Raw genomic sequence first — 23,302 nt, forward strand, 5'->3', positions numbered from 1 at the left:
TGTACTATTGATTACTCGCCTAATAACTTCTTCATTTTAGTGAAGTTTTCCGTATCACCCATAGCTCCATAAATATTCTTAAGCTGAGTCATTATATTTTCGTTATCAGGACTGTTCTTCAATGCATTTTCCAATACATCAGCACCTTGCTTAAACAAACCATCTTTTTTCTCTTTAAGCTCATCATATTTTGCAATATCAGCTCTAGAGTTACCTAATGAATTCATCTCATCAATTAATGCGTTACCTTCATTTACATAAGTTGTAGAAAGGTTTAAGTAAGCATTTGTATACTTTGGATCAATTTCAATAGCTTTTTTGTAAGACACACGTGCATCCTCGTAATTTTCTTGCTCCATGCTGATAACACCAACGTTATAATGAAGATCAGGATTATCTGGTGCCAAAGCGATTGCTTGAGCCATCAATTCTTTAAACTTATCTTTATTACCTTGGTTGAAATATAAATTTGCCTCATTAAGAATCAGATTCACATCTTCTGGATCGTTTTTTCTAGCTTGTTGGTAAGCCTCTAAAGCTTTTTCATCTTGACCTAATTGCGTATAAATCAAAGCTGTATTCTTAACAATCTCAGCTTGTTTAGATGGAGTTTTCTCATCTACAGGATTTGAATACGTACCAGATTTAACCATAAGATCACGCTGTATCTTATCCATCTCTTCTACTTCACCAGATACTGCGTTCGTAGCCTTATAAACAACTCCACCACCGTCATAACCTACTTCTTGTAGTTTATTATAGTAATCTAATGCCATTTCATAATGACCACCATTTACAGCACTACCTGCAGCATAATACAAGTATGAAGTATCTTTAGGGCTAAGTGTGTAACTCATGTACAATTTTTCTGCAGCCTCTTTAAACTTGTTATTACCGTTATCGCTAACAGCAGAGTTTACTAGATCAGCAGTCAATGATGCCATATATTGGTTTGTTTCAGAAGTATATTTCTGCTTGCCGGTAGCTTCTTCTAATTCAATAACCTTTTTGAAAGAAGTTGCTGATTTTTCAAACGCATCATTATTTCCTTTTTTAGCCAAATCACTATAAATTTTACCTCTAGTGAAATAGTATTGTGCTTGCGTTTTCTCATCGGCAGCAGCAATAGTACCAGATGCAGCCTCAAGAGCAGTTTGTGCCCCGGCAGCATCACCTGATTTCAATGCTTTCTCTGCATTTTTTATTTCATTTTTCTGAGCAAAACCTATCATAGTAAATGATAGCGCCGCTACAAGTAATAATCTATTTTTCATTTTTAATATATTAATTATTAGTGTTTAAAATTTATGATGTTTATTCTTCGGTTTCAGTATTATCAATCTCTGTGCCATCTTCTGATTCAGAATTACCAATCTCCGTGCCATCCTCTGCATCTACCTCAATATCAAGTATTTCAGACTCTTCCAAATCATCTTCATCTTTCATTACCTTGGCAACAGCAGCAATAGAGTCGTTACCTTTAATGTTGATCAATCGTACACCTTGTGTTGCTCTACCCATTACACGTAAATCTTCTACGCTCATACGAATTGCAATACCTGATTTGTTGATAATCATTAAATCATCTGAGTCAGTAACATTTTTTATAGCTACCAAACCACCAGTTTTATCTGTTACACTAATAGTTTTAACTCCCTTACCACCTCTGTTGGTAACTCTATAATCTTCAATACTTGAACGTTTGCCATAACCTTTTTCAGAAACAACTAAAATTTCATCTTCTAAATTATGGACTGAGACCATACCAATTACCTCATCGTCATCGTTAGCCAAGGTTATACCCCTAACGCCAGATGCATTTCTACCCATTGGTCTTGTTTTGCTTTCTTCAAAACGAATAGCTTTACCAGACTTAAGACCTAAGAAAATTTCACTGGTACCCGTGGTTAATTTTGCCTCTAGCAATTCATCACCATCACGCACGGTAATTGCATTTATACCATTTTGACGTGGTCTTGAATATTGCTCTAAAGAAGTTTTCTTAACGATACCTTTTTTAGTAGCCATGATGACAAAGTGACCGTTTACATATTCTTCATCTTTTAAATCTTGAGTACAGATAAAAGCTTTTACACTATCATCTTGCTCAATGTTTATAAGATTCTGTATTGCTCTACCTTTTGAAGTTCTACTTCCTTCGGGAATTTCAAAAACACGCATCCAGAAACATTTCCCTTTTTGTGTAAAGAACAACATGTATTGGTGATTGGTGCCAACAAAGAGATGTTCTAAGAAATCTTCATTTCTAGTCGAAGATGCTTTTTGACCTACTCCACCTCTATTTTGTGTTTTATATTCTGATAACGGCGTTCTTTTGATATAACCGGCATGAGAAATGGTAATTACCACTTGCTCATCTGGGATCATATCTTCCATACTAAGATCACCACCTGCAAAGTTAATTACAGATCTTCTTTCATCTCCGTACTTATCTTTTATCTCTTGCAATTCATCTTTAATGATTTGCATTCTGCGTTCTTTTTTATCAAGTATATCTTTTAAATCGGCTATTAAAAGAATAATTTCATCGTATTCGGTTCTAAGCTTATCTTGCTCAAGACCGGTAAGCTGACGTAATCGCATTTCTACGATCGCTTTTGCCTGAATTTCACTTAACTTAAAGCGTTCCATCAAGTTTGCACGCGCTTCATCAGCATTATTTGATGCTCTAATGATAGCAATTACTTCATCTATATTATCAGAAGCAATTATCAAACCTTCTAAAATATGCGCGCGATCTTCAGCCTTTTTTAATTCGAACTGAGTTCGTCTAACCACAACTTCATGGCGATGCTCCACAAAATAATGGATCATTTCCTTAACGTTCAATAATCTTGGTCTTCCATTAACCAAGGCAATATTATTGACACTAAAAGAAGTTTGTAATGCCGTATACTTAAACAACATGTTCAATACGATATTAGGTATTGCATCTCTTTTTAAGATATAAACGATTCGCATACCATTACGGTCAGATTCGTCCCTAATATTTGAAATTCCCTCGATCTTCTTATCATTTACAAGATCGGCAGTCTTCTTAATCATGTCTGCCTTGTTCACTTGATAAGGAATTTCATGAACAATAATACACTCTCTACCTTGCACTTCTTCGAAAGTTGCTTTGGCACGCATCATTACACGACCTCTACCTGTATGAAAAGCTTCTTTTACCCCATCATAACCATAGATAATTCCACCTGTTGGAAAATCTGGTGCTTTTATATGGGTAATAAGCTCATCGATCTCAATATCATTATTATCTATATAGGCAACCGTACCATCAATAACCTCAGAAAGGTTATGTGGCGGCATGTTGGTGGCCATACCTACCGCAATACCAGATGCCCCGTTAACCAAAAGGTTCGGAACTCTAGTCGGCAATACCGTAGGTTCTTTTAATGAATCATCAAAATTCAATTGATAGTCTACCGTTTCTTTTTCTATATCAGAAAGCATATCATCTGCAATCTTACGCATACGGGCTTCCGTATAACGCATTGCTGCAGGGCTATCACCATCTATAGATCCAAAGTTACCTTGACCATCTACTAGCATATATCGCAAACTCCATTCTTGAGCCATACGCACCATTGCATCATAAACCGAAGTATCCCCGTGTGGGTGATACTTACCTAAAACCTCCCCGACAATACGCGCAGATTTTTTATGAGAGCTATTACTTCTAACCCCTAATTCATGCATTCCAAATAAAACTCTTCTGTGTACGGGTTTTAAACCGTCCCTGACATCTGGCAGAGCTCGTGACACAATGACCGACATTGAGTAATCAATGTAGGCAGATTTCATTTCATCTTCAATATTAATAGGAATCAATTTTTCACCGTCAGCCATTTTAAAATCTTCTGTTTTTTAATTAGTAAAAAAGCATGCCAATATACTTAAATCCTGAGCGTTTTAAGAATAAGTGCTTTTAATAATGTTATTTTTTATTAACACTTGGTCGACTTGTGTTAATTTTCAGTTTATATTCTTATTTAAGTCATAATAGAGCCACATTTAATGGGTTTTACAATAACTTTAACGATTATAGGTACGGTATTTGCCATGGATTGGATGAGATTTAGTAATTTTATAGTAGATAATATAGTATATGGATGATAATTTTTCCCCAAGAGTAAAGGATGTAATTGCATATAGCAAAGAGGAAGCATTGCGACTTGGTCACGATTTTATCGGTACCGAGCACCTCATGCTAGGGCTTCTTAGAGATGGAAACGGGAAGGCTATAAGCATTTTAGATGCTTTAGAAGTTGATTTAGAACATCTGCGTAGAAAAGTAGAAATTCTTAGTCCTTCGAACCCTAACGCTAGTGGCGTACAAAAAGATAAAAAGAATTTACACCTAACGAGACAGGCAGAACGTGCCTTAAAAACAACATTTTTAGAAGCGAAGCTTTTTCAAAGTTCTTCTATTAATACTGCACACCTCTTGCTTTGTATTCTTAGAAATGAAAATGACCCGACTACAAAACTTTTACACAAGCTAAAAGTTGACTATGACGGTGTTAAAGAACAGTTTAAATTTATGATTACAAGCGACGACGATATGGTTGACGGTCCAACGGCCGAATCTTTCCCTAGTGATTCTGAAGATGCCAATGAAGGTAAAGAAAGCACTTTTGGTGCCGCTTCTAGCCAAAAAGGCACTAAGAAATCTAAAACTCCGGTATTAGATAACTTTGGTAGAGACCTTACCCAAATGGCTGAGGAAAATAAACTAGACCCAGTTGTTGGTAGAGAAAAAGAAATTGAAAGGGTTTCTCAAATTCTTAGTAGAAGAAAAAAGAACAACCCATTGCTTATTGGCGAGCCAGGTGTTGGTAAAAGTGCCATTGCCGAAGGTCTTGCATTACGCATCATTAACAAGAAAGTTTCAAGAATTCTTTTTAACAAAAGAGTTGTTACCCTTGATCTTGCATCTTTAGTTGCTGGTACGAAATATCGTGGACAGTTCGAAGAGCGAATGAAGGCAGTGATGAACGAACTTGAGAAAAACGATGATGTAATTTTATTCATTGATGAAATTCATACTATTGTAGGTGCAGGTGGAGCTACCGGAAGTTTAGATGCTTCGAACATGTTCAAACCAGCATTGGCAAGAGGTGAAATTCAATGTATTGGTGCAACAACCCTTGATGAATACCGACAGTATATTGAAAAAGATGGCGCATTAGAAAGACGTTTTCAAAAAGTAATTGTTGAGCCAACTACGGTTGATGAAACAATTGAAATCTTACATAATATTAAAGGTAAATACGAAGATCACCATAATGTAACCTATACCGACGAGGCTATTGAAGCTTGCGTTAAATTGACAAATAGGTATATGACAGATCGTTTTTTACCAGACAAAGCTATTGATGCCCTTGATGAAGCTGGTTCTCGTGTACATATTGTAAATATGGACGTTCCAAAACAAATTCTTGAATTGGAAAAGAAATTAGAAGATGTTCGTGAGCTTAAAAACAGTGTTGTTAAGAAGCAAAAATATGAAGAAGCCGCTAAATTGCGTGATGACGAGAAAAGTCTAGAAAAAGACCTTGCTATTGCTCAAGAACGCTGGGAAGATGATAGTAAGCTGAACAAAGAGACCGTTAACGAAGATAATGTTGCTGATGTTGTTTCTATGATGAGCGGTATACCTGTTAACAGAATTGCACAAACAGAAAGTAACAAACTAGCCGGATTGCCAGAACTAATTAAGTCGAACGTAATTGGACAAGACGAAGCAGTTGCCAAAGTTTCTAAAGCGATTCAACGTAACCGAGCCGGACTTAAAGATCCTGACAAGCCAATTGGTTCGTTTATATTTTTAGGACAAACAGGTGTTGGTAAAACACAATTAGCGAAAGTATTGGCGAAAGAGCTTTTTGATTCGGAAGACGCACTTATTCGAATAGATATGAGTGAGTATATGGAGAAGTTTGCTATTTCTAGATTAGTTGGTGCACCTCCAGGATACGTGGGCTATGAAGAAGGCGGACAATTAACAGAGAAAGTTAGAAGAAAACCTTACTCTGTAATTTTACTTGATGAAGTTGAAAAAGCGCATCCAGATGTATTCAATATGCTTTTACAGGTATTGGATGATGGTTTCTTAACTGATAGTCTTGGTCGTAAGATTGATTTTAGAAATACAATCATCATTATGACTTCAAACATTGGAGCAAGACAATTGAAAGATTTTGGTCAAGGTGTCGGCTTCGGTACTTCAGCTAAAAAATCTCAAGAAGACTCTCATCAAAAAGGTGTCATCGAAAATGCATTGAAAAAAGCTTTCGCTCCTGAATTCTTGAATAGAATAGATGATGTTATTGTTTTCAACGCTCTAGAAAGAGAAGACATTCATAAGATAATAGATATTGAATTAGCTAAATTATTTAAGAGAATCAAGGATATTGGCTATCACTTGAATTTAACAAATGAAGCTAAAGATTATATCGCAGAGAAAGGCTTTGACAAACAGTACGGAGCCAGACCGCTTAAAAGAGCAATTCAAAAATACATTGAAGACGCCTTAGCGGAAGAAATAGTGAATTCTAAACTTAACGAGGGCGATAGTATTTATATCGATCTTGATAAGAAAAGTGAAGAACTAACTATTAAAATTGAAAAAGCAGAAGAAGAATCGCCTAAATCCTAGGTATTTATACTTTACTTAAAAATAAAAAAGGAGCCCTATTGTAGGGCTCCTTTTTCGTACAATTCATTTTTAATTGTAAGAATAAAAACACACTCAATAGTAGCCATACGCAGTATGAACGATATTTTCGCGTTTAAACTAAAAATTTACCTAGAGAATGTCGTTCCTTTTACTTTCGCTTCAGACACACTATATTAATACAAATAGAATGAAGATTGGATCTACCAAGAAGAAGGTAATTGTAAGGGAATACGAATTAGAAACAGGAAAAATTCAAGTATATGAGAATTACATGGTATCCATCTTTGATGAAGGAGCTACGTTAACTCTAGAAAGAGCATATCAAATTATTGGTATTTCTGAAATTCACTTTAGAGATAAAAACTTCGGTTTTATTAGCCTACGCAAACACTCATTTGCCATCGACCCAACCATATATAACTATCTAAAACAACTAGACAATCTTAAAGCTTTTGCTATTGTTTCTGTTAAAGAGATAGACATGCATAACTTTAAGATTGAAAAACTGTTCTACAAAAAACCCATGAAGTTTTTCATTGAATATGATAATGCTCTAAAATGGGTAAAAAGAAGAGTAAACTCTTAAAAGAAAATTAACTTGGTTGATTTTCTTCTTCTACTTCATGTTGTTCTGGCATTTTAAAAAGGTCTAAATAAGCACCCGCTAAATTATCTATTAGATGCGATGCTGTTAAAGATTGAAAACCTGTATACTCTACCGCAATATCACCAGCTCTACCATGCAAATAGACTCCGAATATTGCTGCATCTAAAGCAGGATAACCTTGTGCTCGTAAGCCTGTTATTATGCCTGTTAAGACATCACCACTTCCTGCTGTAGCCATACCTGGGTTTCCTGTAGTATTCACATAACCTTTTCCATTCTGCACTATAATAGTATGTGCACCTTTAATTACTACAATACACTTATACTTTTTTGAAAATTTCTTCACCTTAGCAAGTTTATCGAAATCATCTTTCCAACTACCTATTAAACGCTCCAGTTCTTTTGGATGCGGAGTCAAAATCGAATCTTCTGATAAATCTTTCAATAAATTTTTATTCTTAGAAAGAATATTAAGCGCATCGGCATCAAGTACCAATGGCGATTTATTATTTTTTAAGAAACTAGATAACGCTTTAACGGTTGCCTCGCTCGTCCCTATTCCGATACCAACTCCGATAACCGTTGGTTCTATATCAAATTTCAAATCTGTAAGCTCATTTTCATTGGCATCGGTCAGAACCATAATTTCTGGTAATGAGGTTTGCAATATGCTATATCCTATTTTAGGAACAAATGCGGTAACTAAACCACTACCTGAATACAACGCTGCTTTAGATGAAAGACAAACTGAGCCTATTTTACCGTAACTACCGCCAATTATTAACGAATGCCCATAAGTTCCTTTGTGTCCGTATTTCTCGCGAGGTCTATATAAGGTAAGCACTTCATTTTTACCAATGAGTTCATAATCGGTTTCTGTAATTTTTAAATATTCTGGATCAAGCCCTATATCTAAAACTTCCCACTGTTCAATGTATATTCCCGTTTCTGGTAAGAAAAATGCTAGTTTAGGAGTTTGAAAACTCAACACGAAATTAGATTTTATGATAGCATCAAAATCTTCCGGACCTTGATCGGTGAATAATCCCGAAGGAATATCAATAGAAAGAATAAAAGCCTGAGAATTATTTAAATGCTGAATAACCTTAACCACCCATGCATCTGGTGTTCTATTTAGTCCTATTCCGAAAATACCATCTACGATAATATCCTCCTTACCAATTACAGGAAGTTCATCATCAGAATTCATAAAATGTGGCCATACCTTACGATCTTTCAATCTATCTAAATTTATTAGAAAATCTTTTGACCGCTTCTCACTATAATTTATAACATACACTTCTACATTATACCCGTGATCTACAAGGTGCCTAGCAAGAGCAATACCATCTCCCCCATTATTACCAATACCACAGAATAAATGTATTTTAACAGGTGCACCCTGCATACGCAAATGCATCCAATTAAAGAGCTGTAAGGCTGCGCGTTCCATTAATTCGTTACTGCCTATTTCCTCTTTTTTAATAGAAATCTGATCTGCCTTATAAATCTGTTTTGCACTATATAATTTCATTCTTTATTTTTTTTACAGCTAAAAAGTAACGATTCCGTAAAAAATTGTGGAATCATTTGATTAAGATATCAAATGTACTACATTTGATTTTCAACCATTAGTATTTATGGACTGCTATAATACAGACATAACATTCGATTTCACTTCAGCTACTATTACTTATGGTACAGCTACGGCATGTTTCACCCTTTGGGGTTAAAAACTATATTTCTCCGTACCCGTGTTTAATTACACCATATCTTAAATTACAAAGTCAATATTTCACAACATGAAAGTTCTAAAATTCGGTGGCTCATCTGTAGCCAAACCTGAAAATATAATTAAAATTAAAAATATAATCTCTAAGTACAACGACCCAATTGTTTTGGTTGTTTCTGCACTAGGGGGCGTAACAGATCTATTATTAGAAGCCGGTTCTTTAGCTTCGACACAAGATCAATCTTACAAAAATATTCTTAGCACACTAGAAGAAAGACATTTATCTACCATCAAAGAATTACTGCCTGTTACGGCCCAAAGTAAAGTTCTTAGCAAGGTAAAAAGCGAATTCAATGTTTTAGAAACGCTTTTAGAAGGTGCATATTTTATAGGAGAAATCACTCCGAAATTATCAGATAAAATAGTAAATTACGGCGAACTTCTTTCTTCTTACATTATTAGCGAATACCTTATTAGCGAAAAATTAGACGCTGAATTTAAAGATAGTAGAGAGCTGATAATTACACATAAGCTTAACGGCAAGAATGTGGTAAATTTCAATAAAACCAATGCTAATTGCGTCGATTTTTTTAAGAGCTCCGATAAAAAAATAACTGTTTGCCCTGGTTTTATTGCTACTTCTGAGGAAGGAGTTTCTACTACTCTTGGCAGAGGTGGTTCTGATTACACGGCAGCAATTTATGCTGCCGCCATAGATGCCGATATTTTAGAAATCTGGACAGATGTTAGTGGTATGTATACTGCCAACCCAAAAATGGTGAAGCAAGCCAAAGCTATTCCGCATATATCGTATGAAGAGGCTATGGAGCTTTCTCATTTTGGTGCTAAAGTACTATACCCCCCCACTATCCAACCTGTATTATCGAAAGGGATATCTATTGTCATTAAGAACACTTTTAGCCCTGAGGAAGCGGGTACTTTAATTACCAAATCTAAAAACGAAAAAGGAAAAACCGTTCGTGGAATTAGCCATATTGGCAATATTGCATTATTATCTTTAGAGGGATCAGGAATGGTAGGTATACCAGGAATTTCGAAACGATTTTTCGAGGTTCTTTCTCAAGTTGATATTAGTGTTGTTTTAATTACCCAAGCTTCTTCTGAACATTCTATCTGTGTTGGTATTTCTGCCGATGACGTAGATAAAGCTGTTTCAATTGTGAACGAGGCTTTTGAATATGAAATCGAAAGAGGTCGAATAAAACAGGTAATTCCTGAAAAAGATTTAGCTATCGTTGCTCTAGTTGGCGATAATATGAAAAGCCACCAAGGACTGAGCGGTAAAATGTTCAGTACTCTTGGTAAAAACAATGTCAACATTAGAGTGATTGCCCAAGGTGCATCTGAAAGAAATATTTCTTGTATTATAGATGAAAAGGATGTCAAAAAAGCACTAAATGCATTGCACGAAGAATTTTTTGAAGAAAACATTAAGCAATTAAACCTATTTGTAATGGGTGTTGGTAATGTTGGCGCAAAGTTTCTAGAGCAAATTAAAGAGCAACGTAAGTTCTTAAAAGAGAATTTAAAATTGAACATTCGAGTAATAGGAATGTCGAACTCTAGAACTATGCTTTTTGATGAAAAAGGGATAGATTTAAATGATTGGTCAACAAAACTTACGGCAGGTCAAAAAGCAGATAAATCTAAATTCTTAGAGCTCGTAAATAGTCTAAATTTTAGAAATAGTATTTTTGTAGACAACACAGCAAGTGAAGAGGTTTCTAATACATATAACGAATATTTAGGTAATAGCATTTCTGTAGTTACTTGTAATAAAATCGCCTGCTCTTCTGCCTACGAAAACTATTCTCATTTAAAATCTCTAGCTAGAACATATAACGCTCCTTTCTTATTCGAAACTAACGTAGGTGCGGGCTTACCAATTATAGATACCTTAAAACACCTTATTGCATCTGGAGATAAAATCTTGAAAATTCAGGCCGTTCTTTCAGGAAGTTTAAACTTTGTTTTCAATAACTTCAATGATAAAACTACCTTTCATGATGTGGTAAAACAAGCTCAAGAAGAGGGATATACAGAACCTGATCCAAAAATTGATTTAAGTGGCGTTGATGTAATGCGTAAAATTTTAATCTTAGCTCGTGAGAGTGGAAATCAATTGGAAATCAGTGATATTACAAACAATCCATTCTTACCTGAAGAAAGTTTAAACACAGCTAATAATGATGAATTCTTTGCTTCTTTAGTGAAAAACGAAGCTCATTTTCAGTCTTTATATACTAGTGCAATAAAATCTGATAGCAAATTAAAATATGTTGCTCAGTTCGATAATGGCATAGCAAGTGTAGGTTTACAAGAAGTACCTAAAGGTCACGATTTCTACAATTTAGAAGGAAGCGACAACATTGTACTTTTTTATACTGAAAGATATCCTAATCAACCCATGATCATTAAAGGTGCCGGTGCCGGTGCAGCAGTAACAGCTTCTGGTATATTTGCCGATATTATACGAATTGGTAATTTCTAAATTTCATAACAATAGTATTCATTATGAACGAAAACGAAATTAAAGTCTTTTGCCCTGCAACAGTTGCAAACGTTTCATGCGGATTTGATGTTCTAGGCGTTGCCCTAGACTCGGTCGGTGATGAAATGATAGTGAGAAAAGTGCCTCAAAAAGGTATTAGAATCACCAAACTAACAGGACAAGACCTACCAAAGGAAACTCTGAACAATGTAGCTGGAGTTGCCGGTAATGCTTTTTTATTAGCATCTGATTACCATGGCGGATTCGAAATTGAAATCAATAAAAAAATAAAACCTGGTAGTGGTATTGGTAGTAGCGCCGCAAGTTCTGCAGGTGCTGTTTGGGCTATGAACCATTTATTGGGTAACCCGTTCAGCAAAACCGAATTGGTAAAATTCGCCATGGAAGGTGAACGTTTGGCAAGTGATGTTGCCCATGCCGATAATGTAGCCCCTGCCCTATTTGGTGGGTTTACTTTGGTGCGTAGCTACAGTCCGTTAGACGTAATTACCATACCTGCTCCTAAAGAATTATATGTAACCATTATCCATCCGCAGATAGAAATAAAAACATCAGATTCTAGAAAGATTCTGAAAACTACTATTTCTATGGAAACCGGAATTAAACAATGGGGTAATGTAGGTGGCTTGGTTGCCGGATTATTCAAAGAGGACTATGATTTGATTGGTCGCTCATTAGAAGACCATATTGTAGAGCCTATTCGTTCTATATTGATCCCTGGTTTTGATGAAGTAAAAAAGGTATCTATCGTAGCAGGTGCATTAGGTTCTGGCATCTCTGGATCCGGACCTTCAATCTTTGCGTTTAGTAAAGGAAACGATATTGCTATAAAAGTAGGCGAAGCAATGAAAACGGTTTACGATAAAATCGGTATTGCTTACGAAATACACGTATCAAAAATTAATATGGAAGGCGTAAAACTTTTATAAGTTCAACAATATTACATATATAACATTTAAAAATATTCAGCTTGAAATTCTATAGTTTAAATCATACCGCACCCGAAGTTTCTTTTGATACTGCCGTAGTCAATGGTATTGCACCTGATAAAGGTTTGTATTTTCCTGAGAAAATTAGTGCTTTACCCAGTTCTTTTTTCGAGAATATTGAGAGCCTAGCTAACGAAGAAATTGCTTTTACCGCAATACAACAATTTGTATCGGGTATTGTTCCAGACGATGTATTAAAGAGTATTTTAAAAGAGGTGTTGGATTTTGACTTCCCTGTAGTTGAAATCACTCCCAATATTGGAACTCTAGAGCTTTTTCATGGTCCGACAATGGCATTTAAAGATGTTGGCGCTCGTTTTATGGCACAATGTCTAGGTTACTTTTCAAGATCGACGAAAAATCAAGTTACCGTACTTGTAGCTACGTCTGGTGATACTGGTGGTGCCGTTGCTAATGGCTTTCTAGGTGTTGCAGGTGTCAAGGTAGTTATACTCTACCCTAGCGGAAAAGTAAGCGATATTCAAGAAAGACAATTAACTACTCTAGGTAAAAATATTACCGCTTTAGAAGTTGATGGTACTTTTGATGATTGCCAAGCCATGGTAAAGAATGCCTTTTTAGATAAAGAGCTTCTTGATCATATGAAATTGACTTCAGCGAATTCTATTAATGTTGCTCGTTGGTTACCACAGTTATTTTATTTCTTATTTGCTTATAAACAGGCAAAATCTAAAGGTAAAGAAATCGTATTCTCTGTACCTTCTGGTAATTTCGGTAATATATGTGCAGGCTTAGTTGCACAACGATTAGGAATGCCTGTAAAGCACTTTATAGCATCTACAAACGTGAACGATACTGTACCGCAGTTTATGCTAACAAAAGAGTATACCCCTAAACCTTCTACAGCTACGATTTCTAATGCGATGGATGTTGGCGATCCTAGTAATTTTATAAGAATAAGACATTTATTTCAAGACGATTTTAAAGCGCTAAAAGAGAATCTTTCTTCCTATCCTTTTGATGATAATCAAACTAAAGATGCTTTAAAAGAAATTTACAATATCAACGGATATATTGCTGATCCTCATGGTGCGGTCGGCTATTTGGGCTTGAAAAAATATCAAGAACAAAACCCTGATACTTATGGTATTTTCTTAGAAACGGCACACCCCGTAAAGTTCTTGGATATTGTTGAGGAAACACTTCATATTAAATTAGAAATCCCTACACAGATTCAAAAAGTAATGGGAAAAACCAAAAAATCTATTAAGATTTCAACCTATGACGGACTCAAAGATTTTCTTTTAAAATCTTAGTCTTCTATTAAAGGTTACAATATTTTCCTAATTCGAGGTTTAGCCACATTTGCTTCTATTTATTTTCGATAAATTTGTATCGCCAATAAATAGAAAAAGATGAAAAATACTGCGCTTACCACTACTCACGAATCTCTTGGTGCCAAAATGGTTCCATTTGCTGGTTATAATATGCCCGTTTCATACGAAGGTGTTAATGCCGAACATGAAACCGTACGTAAAAGTGTGGGAGTTTTTGATGTGTCGCATATGGGTGAGTTTCTAATCTCTGGTCCTAATGCCTTAGATTTAATTCAAAAAGTATCATCTAACGATGCGACAAAATTGACTATTGGCAGAGCACAATACAGTTGTCTACCTAATGAAACCGGGGGTATTGTTGATGACCTTATTATTTATAAAATTAAAGAAGAACAATATTTATTAGTGGTGAACGCTTCAAATATTGAGAAAGACTGGAATCATATTTCATCATACAACGATGAATTCAATGCTGATATGAAAAACATATCTGAAGGGTATTCACTTTTAGCTATTCAAGGTCCTAAGGCTGTTGAAGCGATGCAATCTTTAACATCTGTTAATTTAGCTGATATAAAATTTTATCATTTTGAAGTTGCCGATTTTGCAGGTATAGATAATGTAATTATTTCAGCAACAGGATATACCGGTTCTGGCGGATTTGAAATTTACTGTAAGAATGACGAGGTAAAACAAATATGGGACAAGGTTTTTGAAGCCGGAGCAGATTTCGGAATTAAACCAATCGGATTGGCAGCTAGAGATACCTTACGTTTAGAAATGGGATACTGCCTTTATGGTAATGATATTGACGATAATACCTCTCCTATTCAAGCTGGTTTAGGATGGGTTACAAAATTTAATAAAGATTTTGTCAACTCTGCAGCTTTAGAAAAAGAAAAACAACACGGACCAGAACGAAAGTTAGTTGCTTTTGAACTAAACGAACGTGGTATACCTAGACATGGCTATGACATTGTAGATGGTAATGGCAAAACAATAGGTGTGGTAACTTCTGGTACTATGTCACCTTCGATGGGTACTGGTATCGGCTTAGGTTATGTTCCTCCCATATTCTCAGATGTAGGTAGCAAAATCAATATTCAAATTCGTAAAAATGCTGTACCTGCTACTATAATTAAATTACCATTTTACAAAAAGTAAATGATAGATTTTCAAGGTGTTCTTACCGCAATAAATGAAACTGCATCAAATGAAAAGGACAAAGGTAAGATTGCAGATTATATTCCTGAATTAGCAAAGGTTGACGTTGACAATTTTGGAATACATCTTATTGATATTCAACAAAATAGTTTTTCTGCCGGAAAATCTGATGAAAAATTTTCGATTCAAAGTATCTCGAAGGTTTTAAGCCTTTCTATGGCTTTAGGACTCATTGGAGAAAAAGTTTGGAAACGTGTTGATGTTGAACCTTCTGGAGATCCGTTCAATCATTTATCGCTTTTAGAATTAGAAAACGGAATTCCTAGAAATCCGTTGATAAATCCTGGTGCTATTGTAATTGCCGATATTCTGATTTCTCAATTAAAAAATGCTAAGGAAGATTTTCTAGCATTTGTGCGCAATATAGCGAATGATGACACCATAGCTTATGATCTTGATGTAGCCAAATCTGAAAAACGAACAGGGTTCCGAAATTTTGCAGCAGCCAACCTTTTAAAATCGTATGGTAATCTAAAAAATGATGTTGACGTTGTTCTAGATTTTTATTTTCATCAATGTTCACTTGCCATGAGTTGCTCGCAGTTAACGAACACTTTTTTCATGTTCATGAACAATGGAAAGTGTAGAAAAAATAATACGTTCCTAACCACATCGCAAGTAAAACGTATTAATGCCATAATGTTGACGTGCGGCTTTTATGATGAAGCAGGTGAATTTGCTTTTGAAGTTGGACTGCCTGGTAAAAGTGGTGTCGGTGGCGGAATCGTTGCATTTCTACCAAATAAATTTTGTGTTGCTACTTGGTCTCCTGGTCTCAACCCTAAAGGAAATTCTAAATTAGGAATGCTTGCCTTAGAGAAATTAACTACAGAAACTGAACTTTCCATTTTTTGAAATTAGAAACTAAAAAAATATTGATTCTTGGCGGAAGCGGTTTCATAGGTAATGCGATTTACAAAGAACTTTGTAATTATTTCGATACTTATGGCACCTATTGTCATGCTGCAAATTCATTCTCCTCTAACAAACAATTTGTACATTATAATTTAGAAGAAGATGATATTGTTGAGGTTTTAGAAGCCATTAAGCCACAAGTAATAGTTTCAGCATTAAGAGGAAATTTTGCTGCTTTAGTAATCGCACATAATCATATTGTCGAATATATTACTAAAGAAGATTGTAAAATTTATTTTATATCATCTGCCAATGTTTTTGATACCTATAGTAAATATCCATCATATGAAATGGACAAAACTTTGTCTGAAAGTGTTTATGGCAGACTAAAAATAAAAATTGAAAATATGCTTCTTAGGTTGCCAAAAAATAAAATGGCTATCTTAAGAGTACCAATGGTATTTGGCAATAGCTCGCCCAGAATTAAGGAAATGAAAAAGGCTATTATAGAAAATGCACCTATTGAAGTCTTCCCTAACCTGATATTAAATGTCACCAATGATGATAAGCTAACTCAACAAATTCATTACCTTATCAATAGAAATAAAACTGGTATTTACCATTTAGGCAGCAATGATTTAACACATCATGAAGATTTTATCAAAGAAGTCCTAGAACGTGTTGGTAATTTTAACGCTATTATTAAAAGGGTTTATACCACTAATGAAGACAGGTATTTGGCAGTCTTACCAAAGACTAATAAATTACCTAAAAATTTACAGTTTACTTTTCAAGATATTATTGACCATCATGTTTTAAATTAGTAACAATTATGAAAGAAATGGAAAAATTTACTGACCAGCAAATAGCGGACTATTTGGGTCAACTTGACGGATGGGAGTATGTGGATGGTGCCATAGAAACCACTTTTGAATTTAAAAATTTTAAGGAAGCCTTTTCTGTAATGACGCGTATTGCCTTTGAATGTGAAGCGCAAGGCCATCACCCAGACTGGAGCAATGTGTACAATACTGTAAATATTCGTCTGAACACTCACGATGCTAATGGAGTTACCGAAAAAGATTTTGTTCTGGCTAGAACTATAGAAGATATAATAGAAAGTGAATTTTAATAATCAATACTAATTACTTACTGGTTGTTTAGAAAATTCAATTTATTGATATCTGAACATTGCCCGTTTTTGTACATTTGTTTAAAATAATTTACCATGGGAAGAGCTTTTGAATTTAGAAAAGCACGTAAAATGAAAAGATGGTCAGCAATGTCTAAAGCCTTTACACGTATAGGCAAAGATATTGTGATGGCCGTTAAAGAAGGCGGACCAGATCCGGACGCCAATTCTCGACTAAGAGCAGTTATACAAAATGCCAAGGCAGTAAATATGCCTAAAGACAATGTTGAACGCGCCATAAAAAGAGCTAGTGACAAATCTTTAGGTGATTATAAAGAAGTGCTTTTTGAAGGCTATGCCCCACATGGTATTGCAATTCTTGTTGAAACCGCTACTGACAACAATACAAGAACCGTTGCAAATGTTAGAAGTTATTTTAATAAGTGTAATGGCAATATGGGTACATCAGGTTCTGTAGAATTCATGTTCGACCATACCTGTAATTTCAGAATACCCGCAGAAGGTCTAGACCCAGAAGAATTAGAATTAGAATTAATTGATTTTGGTGCTGAAGAGGTATTTGTCGATGAAGACGGAATTTTAATTTACGGACCATTCGAAAGCTTCGGGGCGCTACAAAAAGAACTGGAGAATCGTGAGATTGAAATTTTATCATCAGGTTTTGAAAGAATACCTCAAGTAACAAAAGCACTTACCGAAGAAGAGGCTGCTGATGTGGAAAAACTTTTAGAAAAATTAGAAGAAGATGATGACGTACAGTATGTTTATCACTCGATGGAAGAGTAAATTTTAATATAATTTATAAAAAAAAGGAGACCGAAATGGTCTCCTTTTTTTTGTTTTAACTAGTTAATCAACTTTACTGTCGCTGAATGAACATTTGTTGTTGGAATTTAAAAATTAAATAACATTATCTCTCACCTATACTTCCCCTCAACCCCATCAAAAAAGGCATGATACTTTTTAAAATCAGCATCTTTATCTTCTGTAGGTATTAATGGTTCTGAGACTTTTATTTCTTTTTTGCCGTAGTCAAAAGCTACCAATACGATGGGTACATTGGCTGTTTTAGCTATATAATAGAAGCCTGTTTTCCATTTTTCAACTTTTTTTCGTGTGCCTTCCGGAGATAGTGCCAATCTAAATTTTTTCCGTTCACTAAATATATGTGCTGTAGCCTTTACGGTATCACTATTTTTAGTTCGATCAATTGGCGCTCCACCTGTCCACCTAAAAAACCAACCGAAAGGTGCTTTAAACAGACTCTTCTTTCCTACATAGTTTATTTCTTCTTGCCAAACCGCTCGTATCAACAACCCCAATAAAAAATCCCACCAACTGGTGTGCGGTACAACAATAGCCACAAATTTATTTAAATGTGATGGGAATTCGCCATTTAGCTTCCAACCTAATAATTTGAAATAGATAAATTTTGCTATTTTCTGCATAATATAAATGTGCTGGCTACGAGCCAACTAATTAGATAAAGATATCTTATATTAAATTTTTCTGTAAATAGCTTCTAGCTTTTCGGGAGTTATTATGGACTTCCAATTTTCACCTAAAGCATTTTCCCATAAAGGGGCCATGCTTATTGCTACAGAAATCATCGTATTCATTTCAGAAGTTGTCAAATTAGCGCAAATTCCTTTTGGTAATACAATTTCATGTCTTTTGAGCATTTTATTAAAAATCATTACTCCCTCAGGATAAAACTCTTCTAAATATTGAAAAACAAGACAATTGCCTATTCCGTGCTTAACTCCTAAAACATATCCTAAACCATAGCTCATGGCATGTGCTACGCCTACTTGTGAATATGCAATACTCATACCGCCATGCCAAGATGCCATCATCAGTTTTTCTCTACTCTCTGATTCTGGTATGTCTTCTAAAAAAACTTCTTTACAAAGCGCTAATGATTTCTCACCATAACTCTGACTAAACGCATTTAAAAATGTACCGTTAAGTGACTCAATACAATGTATATAGCAATCCATACCTGTATAGAACCATTGATCTTTTGGCACTCCTTTCGTTAGTTCAGGATCTAATAAAACTTGATCGAAAGTGGTAAAATCTGAATTTATACCTAATTTCTTTTCCGGACCCATTAATACCGTAGTTCTCGATACCTCTGCGCCTGTACCACTTATGGTCGGTATACCTACATGATAAATAGATTGTTTATTCACTAAGTCCCACCCTTGATATTCTGATGCGCTACCTTTATTGGTCAACATAATGGCTACTGCTTTTGCCAAATCTAACAAAGTACCACCTCCAATACCAATAATACCTGATGGTAACTCGGTATACTTCTCTACTATCATTTTTACCAAAGCATCTACCTGCTCAGTTTTTGGCTCTTCTTCGGCAGATATTAAAATAATCTGATCACAAAAAATACTCGGAATTCTATCAATAAGTTCGGTATTCTCAAAAACATCGTCTACCAAATAAATCATAGGTGCCTCTGAGTGCTTTCTTTTTGACATTAAAATATCACCTAGGGTGTTAAAACTTCCTTTACCATAGACTACCCTAGGTACCATCGGAAAATTTCTAAACTCCTCTGAAGCTTTAGTAGGTATTTTTTTTAATGCCATTTGTTTTTTTACTTCCATTTTCATTAAACGTATTCCAAAATATCTGTCAAGGTTGAGATGGTTATATACCCTTTATTTTCTATAGGACCTTTTACTTCTTCATGTTCCCATGTCGTATGAAAAGGTACATGAGCTGCCCTTGCCCCTATTTCTACCAATGGTAACACATCTGATTTCAGTGAATTACCGACCATTAAAAATTCACTTGGCGCTATCTGTAAATGTTCAAGTAGATCAGTGTAATTTTTTTCTTTTTTATCGCTCAATACTTCTACATGATGAAAATACGCTGACAGCCCTGATCGTTCTAATTTTCGCTCTTGATCCAAAAGATCACCTTTGGTCAATACAATTAAACGATACTTATCTTTTAAACTTTTTAAAACATCTTCTACTCCGTCCAATAATTCAACTGGCTGGGTAATCATTTCTTTCCCTAAGTCTAATAAGGCACTTATCGTTTTCGTCGACACTTCATTATTAGATAGATCTAGAGCACATTCGATCATAGAAAGCATAAAGCCTTTTATACCGTAACCGTATAAATCTAAGTTCTTTATTTCTGTTCTAAAAAGTTCTTGATCTATCTTATTTTTAGTTTCGTATTTCTCTAAAAGATCTGCAAATTTATCTTCAGTATCTCTAAAATAGGTTTCATTTACCCATAATGTGTCATCAGCATCAAAGCCTATTACAGTAATTCCGTCAAAATTTATTTCCATGCTGCTTGTGCTTTCTTTAAATCTTCTGGAGTATCTATTTCTATTCCCTGAACATTAGTTTCTACCATTTTTATTTTCTTACCATATTCTAAATATCGTATGGCCTCAATTTTCTCTGTCGCTTCTAATTGTAGCATTGGTAGTCGCTGAAAATCCATTAAAGCACTTTTTCTAAATGCGTATATTCCCTTATGCTTGTAATATATCGTGTGTTCACTTTTTGCTCTTGGGTATGGTATTGGTGATCTAGAAAAGTATAGTGCAAAATTTCTATTATCCACTATTACCTTTACAGTATTCGGGTTATTAATTTCTTGTTCATCCGTAATTTTAACCATTAAAGAGGCTAGATCAATTTCTTTATGAATATCATCCTCAAAAACCTTCATTACCCCTTCTAAGCTTTCTCTATCTGTAAACGGCTCATCACCTTGTACATTTACGATTATGTCAACATCCATCTGCATAACCGCTTCTGCAATACGATCACTACCACAATCATGTTCTTTTTGGCTCATTATAGCCAAACCGCCTGCAGCAGTTATCGTTTCATAAATTATATCGCTATCTGTTACTACATATACCTCATCGAATAATTTGGTTTGTACCGCAGCTTGATATGTTCTTAAAATGACGGGCTTACCAGCCAAATCTTGCATTAATTTCGCAGGAAATCTTGATGCCGCATAACGGGCAGGTATCATTGCTATTTTTTTCAACTAGTTCTGAATTAAGTGTTAGCCTTTGGTCGTAGGCTTCTATATATTCTAAAAATAATTACCAAAATTATTATTACTAAAACGGCCGCTAAGATAGGTGCAAAAATAGATGCTACCGATACTACTACCGCTGTACCCGTTTCTACTGTAGTAATCAACGGATTAGCCAACCCACCTGTCGTTGCCGTTGACGCTAAACGACCCGTTGCCCCGGCGCCTTTAATTGCGGTGGCAGTACCGCCCCCAGCTATTATTGCCAGCGACCATGTTATAACCGGATCTAAATCGGCAACTGTAGATACCATTACTGCCGTACCGGCAATTGCCGCCAATGGCACAGCTATACTGTCTAGCAAATTATCGAACCAAGGTATAAAATAGGCGAATATCTCTAATAATGTTGCAACCCCTAAGGTTAAAACAGCAACCAAACTTCCTATCCACTGCCAATTATCATTTAGTTCCCATATTCCGAAATATGATGCTAAGCTCAACGCAAATAAGGGCAAAAACACCCTGAAACCAACCGAAGCGGCTAGCCCTATCCCTAAAAAAATACTTAAAACTGTATCGGTCGTCATAATGATATTAACTATTTGAAAAATACTTTACTATGTGAATAATCACTAAAATAAACTTTTCTTAATCAAGAAAAAAATCGTCTTTGAAGCCGATAAGGTATAATTTATTTTTTGCTCTTGTAACTGCAGTATACAACCACCTTAAATACTCCTTATCAATTCCGTTCGGCAAATAGGGCTGCTCTACAAAAACGGTGTTCCACTGACCCCCTTGAGATTTATGACAGGTTATGGCATACGAGAATTTTACTTGTAACCCGTTAAAATATTTATTATTCTTTACGCCTAAAAACTTTTTATATTTTGAACTTTCATGGGCAAAATCTTTCATTACTTCTTGATATAGTCTATTACCATCTTCATAAGATAACGACGGAGATTCTGCAGCAATAGTATCTAATAATAAAACGGTTTCGAACGGTGGCATATTTGGGTAATCGACCATCTTTACCTTTACCTCTGCAAATTTAAATGTGTAGATTTCTTTGATATCATATATTTCTAAAATTTCTATAATATCTCCGTTTGCAATAAAACCTGCTTCAGAATTTGGTTTTAACCAATAGTAGTTATTTTTGACCACCATCATAAAATCGCCTACTGCTATATCATTTTCTAAAAACAATATGCGTTCACGAATATTTTGGTTATAAAGATTCGCCCTTTTATTAGAGCGGACAATAAATGCCGTCTCTTCCTTTCCATTTTCTGAATAAGAACTATCTATTGCTTCTTGAATTTCATTACCATCTATTAACCGCACTATATCTGTGAAGGGACCAACATCAAACTTAAAATCTTCGAAAAAATCACTTTGCAACTGCTCTCTTAATAATGTCGCATTTGCCAAAATACCTGAATCACCAGCTTGCCTTACTACTTCATTCAATTCTAAACGAACAACTTCTTTATTATAATTCGATGAGAGTTTATCGCCATCTAAAGCCGGACTCAATACTAAATGCACTGGTGGCAATTGCGCTGTATCTCCTATTAATAGCAACTTACAATTGTGCCCAGAATACACGAACATCATTAAATCATCTAACAACGAACCGTTTTCAAATAATTTTGAATCTGCAGCCGTATCTGGTATCATTGAAGCTTCATCTACAATAAATAATGTATCTCTATGCTTATTGGGCGCTAAAACAAACTGAATTCCACCACCACTTTGTTTCTTCGGAAAATATATTTTTCTATGGATGGTAAATGCTTGCGTTTTTGAATAATTCGACATCACTTTTGCAGCCCTACCAGTAGGTGCCATAAGCACAGCTTTCTTCTGAACTTTCCATAAACTGTTGACCAAAGTACCAATTAAGGTCGTTTTACCGGTACCGGCATAACCTTTTAATAAAAAAACTTCATCTTTAATCGAAGAGAGCGTAAACTCTGCCAATTTTTGCAAAGCCACTGATTGTGTGGCAGTTGGTGTGTGTGGAAATTTAGTTTCAAGTATACTATAGAATGATGCAGGTGTTGTTGGTTTCATGTGCCTTCAAAGATAAAGATGATTTTTAGCCTAAAAACTTTTACGATTAAAAAAAAATTGTAGATTTGTGAAGACCACT

The 23,302-nt window shown here is 35.1% G+C and carries 19 protein-coding genes; 10 read left to right on the top strand and 9 right to left on the bottom strand.

What is annotated here, in order from left to right:
• Positions 1-11 precede the first annotated feature (11 nt).
• Together ACEN2N_RS08895 and gyrA are read right to left on the bottom strand one after the other, a co-directional pair.
• Positions 12-1,274 (bottom strand): tetratricopeptide repeat protein, encoded by a 1,263-nt coding sequence (locus ACEN2N_RS08895; RefSeq protein ID WP_441823997.1) that lies wholly within the window; start codon positions 1,272-1,274, stop codon positions 12-14.
• Between the two features lie 40 nt (positions 1,275-1,314).
• Complete coding sequence (gene gyrA / locus ACEN2N_RS08900; RefSeq protein WP_441823998.1) at positions 1,315-3,873, bottom strand: DNA gyrase subunit A; 2,559 nt, start codon at positions 3,871-3,873, stop codon at positions 1,315-1,317.
• Between the two features lie 259 nt (positions 3,874-4,132).
• On the opposite strand from gyrA, the gene ACEN2N_RS08905 reads away from it, so the two are divergent.
• Positions 4,133-6,685, top strand: coding sequence for an ATP-dependent Clp protease ATP-binding subunit (locus ACEN2N_RS08905; protein ID WP_441823999.1), 2,553 nt, complete (start codon positions 4,133-4,135; stop codon positions 6,683-6,685).
• A gap of 208 nt (positions 6,686-6,893) precedes the next feature.
• A complete protein-coding gene (locus tag ACEN2N_RS08910) occupies positions 6,894-7,292 on the top strand; it encodes an STAS/SEC14 domain-containing protein (protein WP_424001383.1) in 399 nt (132 codons plus the stop codon).
• A 7-nt stretch (positions 7,293-7,299) separates the two neighbouring features.
• Here the strand turns inward: ACEN2N_RS08910 and ACEN2N_RS08915 are convergent, their stop codons facing one another.
• Complete coding sequence (locus ACEN2N_RS08915) at positions 7,300-8,847, bottom strand: NAD(P)H-hydrate dehydratase (protein ID WP_441824000.1); 1,548 nt, start codon at positions 8,845-8,847, stop codon at positions 7,300-7,302.
• A gap of 268 nt (positions 8,848-9,115) precedes the next feature.
• On the opposite strand from ACEN2N_RS08915, the gene thrA reads away from it, so the two are divergent.
• From thrA to ACEN2N_RS08955, 8 genes are all read left to right on the top strand, one after another.
• Entirely contained in the window at positions 9,116-11,557 is a 2,442-nt protein-coding gene (gene thrA / locus ACEN2N_RS08920) for a bifunctional aspartate kinase/homoserine dehydrogenase I (RefSeq protein WP_441824001.1), read from the top strand.
• A gap of 23 nt (positions 11,558-11,580) precedes the next feature.
• Positions 11,581-12,507 (top strand): homoserine kinase, encoded by a 927-nt coding sequence (locus ACEN2N_RS08925; RefSeq protein ID WP_441824002.1) that lies wholly within the window; start codon positions 11,581-11,583, stop codon positions 12,505-12,507.
• Between the two features lie 41 nt (positions 12,508-12,548).
• Complete coding sequence (thrC, locus tag ACEN2N_RS08930; protein WP_441824003.1) at positions 12,549-13,844, top strand: threonine synthase; 1,296 nt, start codon at positions 12,549-12,551, stop codon at positions 13,842-13,844.
• A 99-nt stretch (positions 13,845-13,943) separates the two neighbouring features.
• Complete coding sequence (gcvT, locus tag ACEN2N_RS08935) at positions 13,944-15,029, top strand: glycine cleavage system aminomethyltransferase GcvT (RefSeq protein WP_441824004.1); 1,086 nt, start codon at positions 13,944-13,946, stop codon at positions 15,027-15,029.
• The gene (locus tag ACEN2N_RS08940) at positions 15,030-15,944 is read left to right on the top strand and encodes a glutaminase (RefSeq protein ID WP_441824005.1); all 915 of its coding nucleotides are present in this window, start codon (positions 15,030-15,032) and stop codon (positions 15,942-15,944) included.
• The gene (locus ACEN2N_RS08945; protein WP_441824006.1) at positions 15,941-16,768 is read left to right on the top strand and encodes a sugar nucleotide-binding protein; all 828 of its coding nucleotides are present in this window, start codon (positions 15,941-15,943) and stop codon (positions 16,766-16,768) included. The genes ACEN2N_RS08940 and ACEN2N_RS08945 overlap by 4 nt, the downstream gene beginning before the upstream one ends.
• A 17-nt stretch (positions 16,769-16,785) precedes the next feature.
• Positions 16,786-17,076, top strand: a complete 291-nt coding sequence (locus tag ACEN2N_RS08950; RefSeq protein ID WP_073245998.1) for a 4a-hydroxytetrahydrobiopterin dehydratase — start codon at positions 16,786-16,788, stop codon at positions 17,074-17,076.
• 96 nt (positions 17,077-17,172) lie between these two features.
• Positions 17,173-17,883, top strand: a complete 711-nt coding sequence (locus ACEN2N_RS08955) for a YebC/PmpR family DNA-binding transcriptional regulator (RefSeq protein WP_441824007.1) — start codon at positions 17,173-17,175, stop codon at positions 17,881-17,883.
• Positions 17,884-18,014: 131 nt separating this feature from the next.
• Here ACEN2N_RS08955 and ACEN2N_RS08960 read toward each other — a convergent pair whose 3' ends face one another.
• The 6 genes from ACEN2N_RS08960 to ACEN2N_RS08985 form a co-directional block, all read right to left on the bottom strand.
• Positions 18,015-18,545: a 1-acyl-sn-glycerol-3-phosphate acyltransferase gene (locus ACEN2N_RS08960; protein WP_441824008.1), complete on the bottom strand. Its 531-nt coding sequence runs from the start codon at positions 18,543-18,545 to the stop codon at positions 18,015-18,017.
• A gap of 51 nt (positions 18,546-18,596) precedes the next feature.
• On the bottom strand, positions 18,597-19,724 hold the full coding sequence (locus tag ACEN2N_RS08965; protein WP_441824009.1) for an iron-containing alcohol dehydrogenase family protein: 1,128 nt from the start codon (positions 19,722-19,724) through the stop codon (positions 18,597-18,599).
• Positions 19,725-19,729: 5 nt separating this feature from the next.
• The gene (locus ACEN2N_RS08970; RefSeq protein ID WP_441824010.1) at positions 19,730-20,428 is read right to left on the bottom strand and encodes an HAD family hydrolase; all 699 of its coding nucleotides are present in this window, start codon (positions 20,426-20,428) and stop codon (positions 19,730-19,732) included.
• The gene (gene kdsB, locus ACEN2N_RS08975; RefSeq protein ID WP_441824132.1) at positions 20,419-21,132 is read right to left on the bottom strand and encodes a 3-deoxy-manno-octulosonate cytidylyltransferase; all 714 of its coding nucleotides are present in this window, start codon (positions 21,130-21,132) and stop codon (positions 20,419-20,421) included. Before kdsB ends, ACEN2N_RS08970 begins: the two co-directional genes overlap by 10 nt.
• Before the next feature lie 26 nt (positions 21,133-21,158).
• Positions 21,159-21,728, bottom strand: a complete 570-nt coding sequence (locus tag ACEN2N_RS08980) for a DUF4126 domain-containing protein (protein ID WP_424001527.1) — start codon at positions 21,726-21,728, stop codon at positions 21,159-21,161.
• Positions 21,729-21,789: 61 nt separating this feature from the next.
• Positions 21,790-23,223, bottom strand: coding sequence for an ATP-dependent DNA helicase (locus tag ACEN2N_RS08985; protein ID WP_441824011.1), 1,434 nt, complete (start codon positions 23,221-23,223; stop codon positions 21,790-21,792).
• Between the last annotated feature and the right edge of the window lie 79 nt (positions 23,224-23,302).

It is taken from the genome of Maribacter spongiicola (assembly GCF_052119685.1).
In the GTDB taxonomy this organism is placed as follows: domain Bacteria; phylum Bacteroidota; class Bacteroidia; order Flavobacteriales; family Flavobacteriaceae; genus Maribacter; species Maribacter spongiicola_A.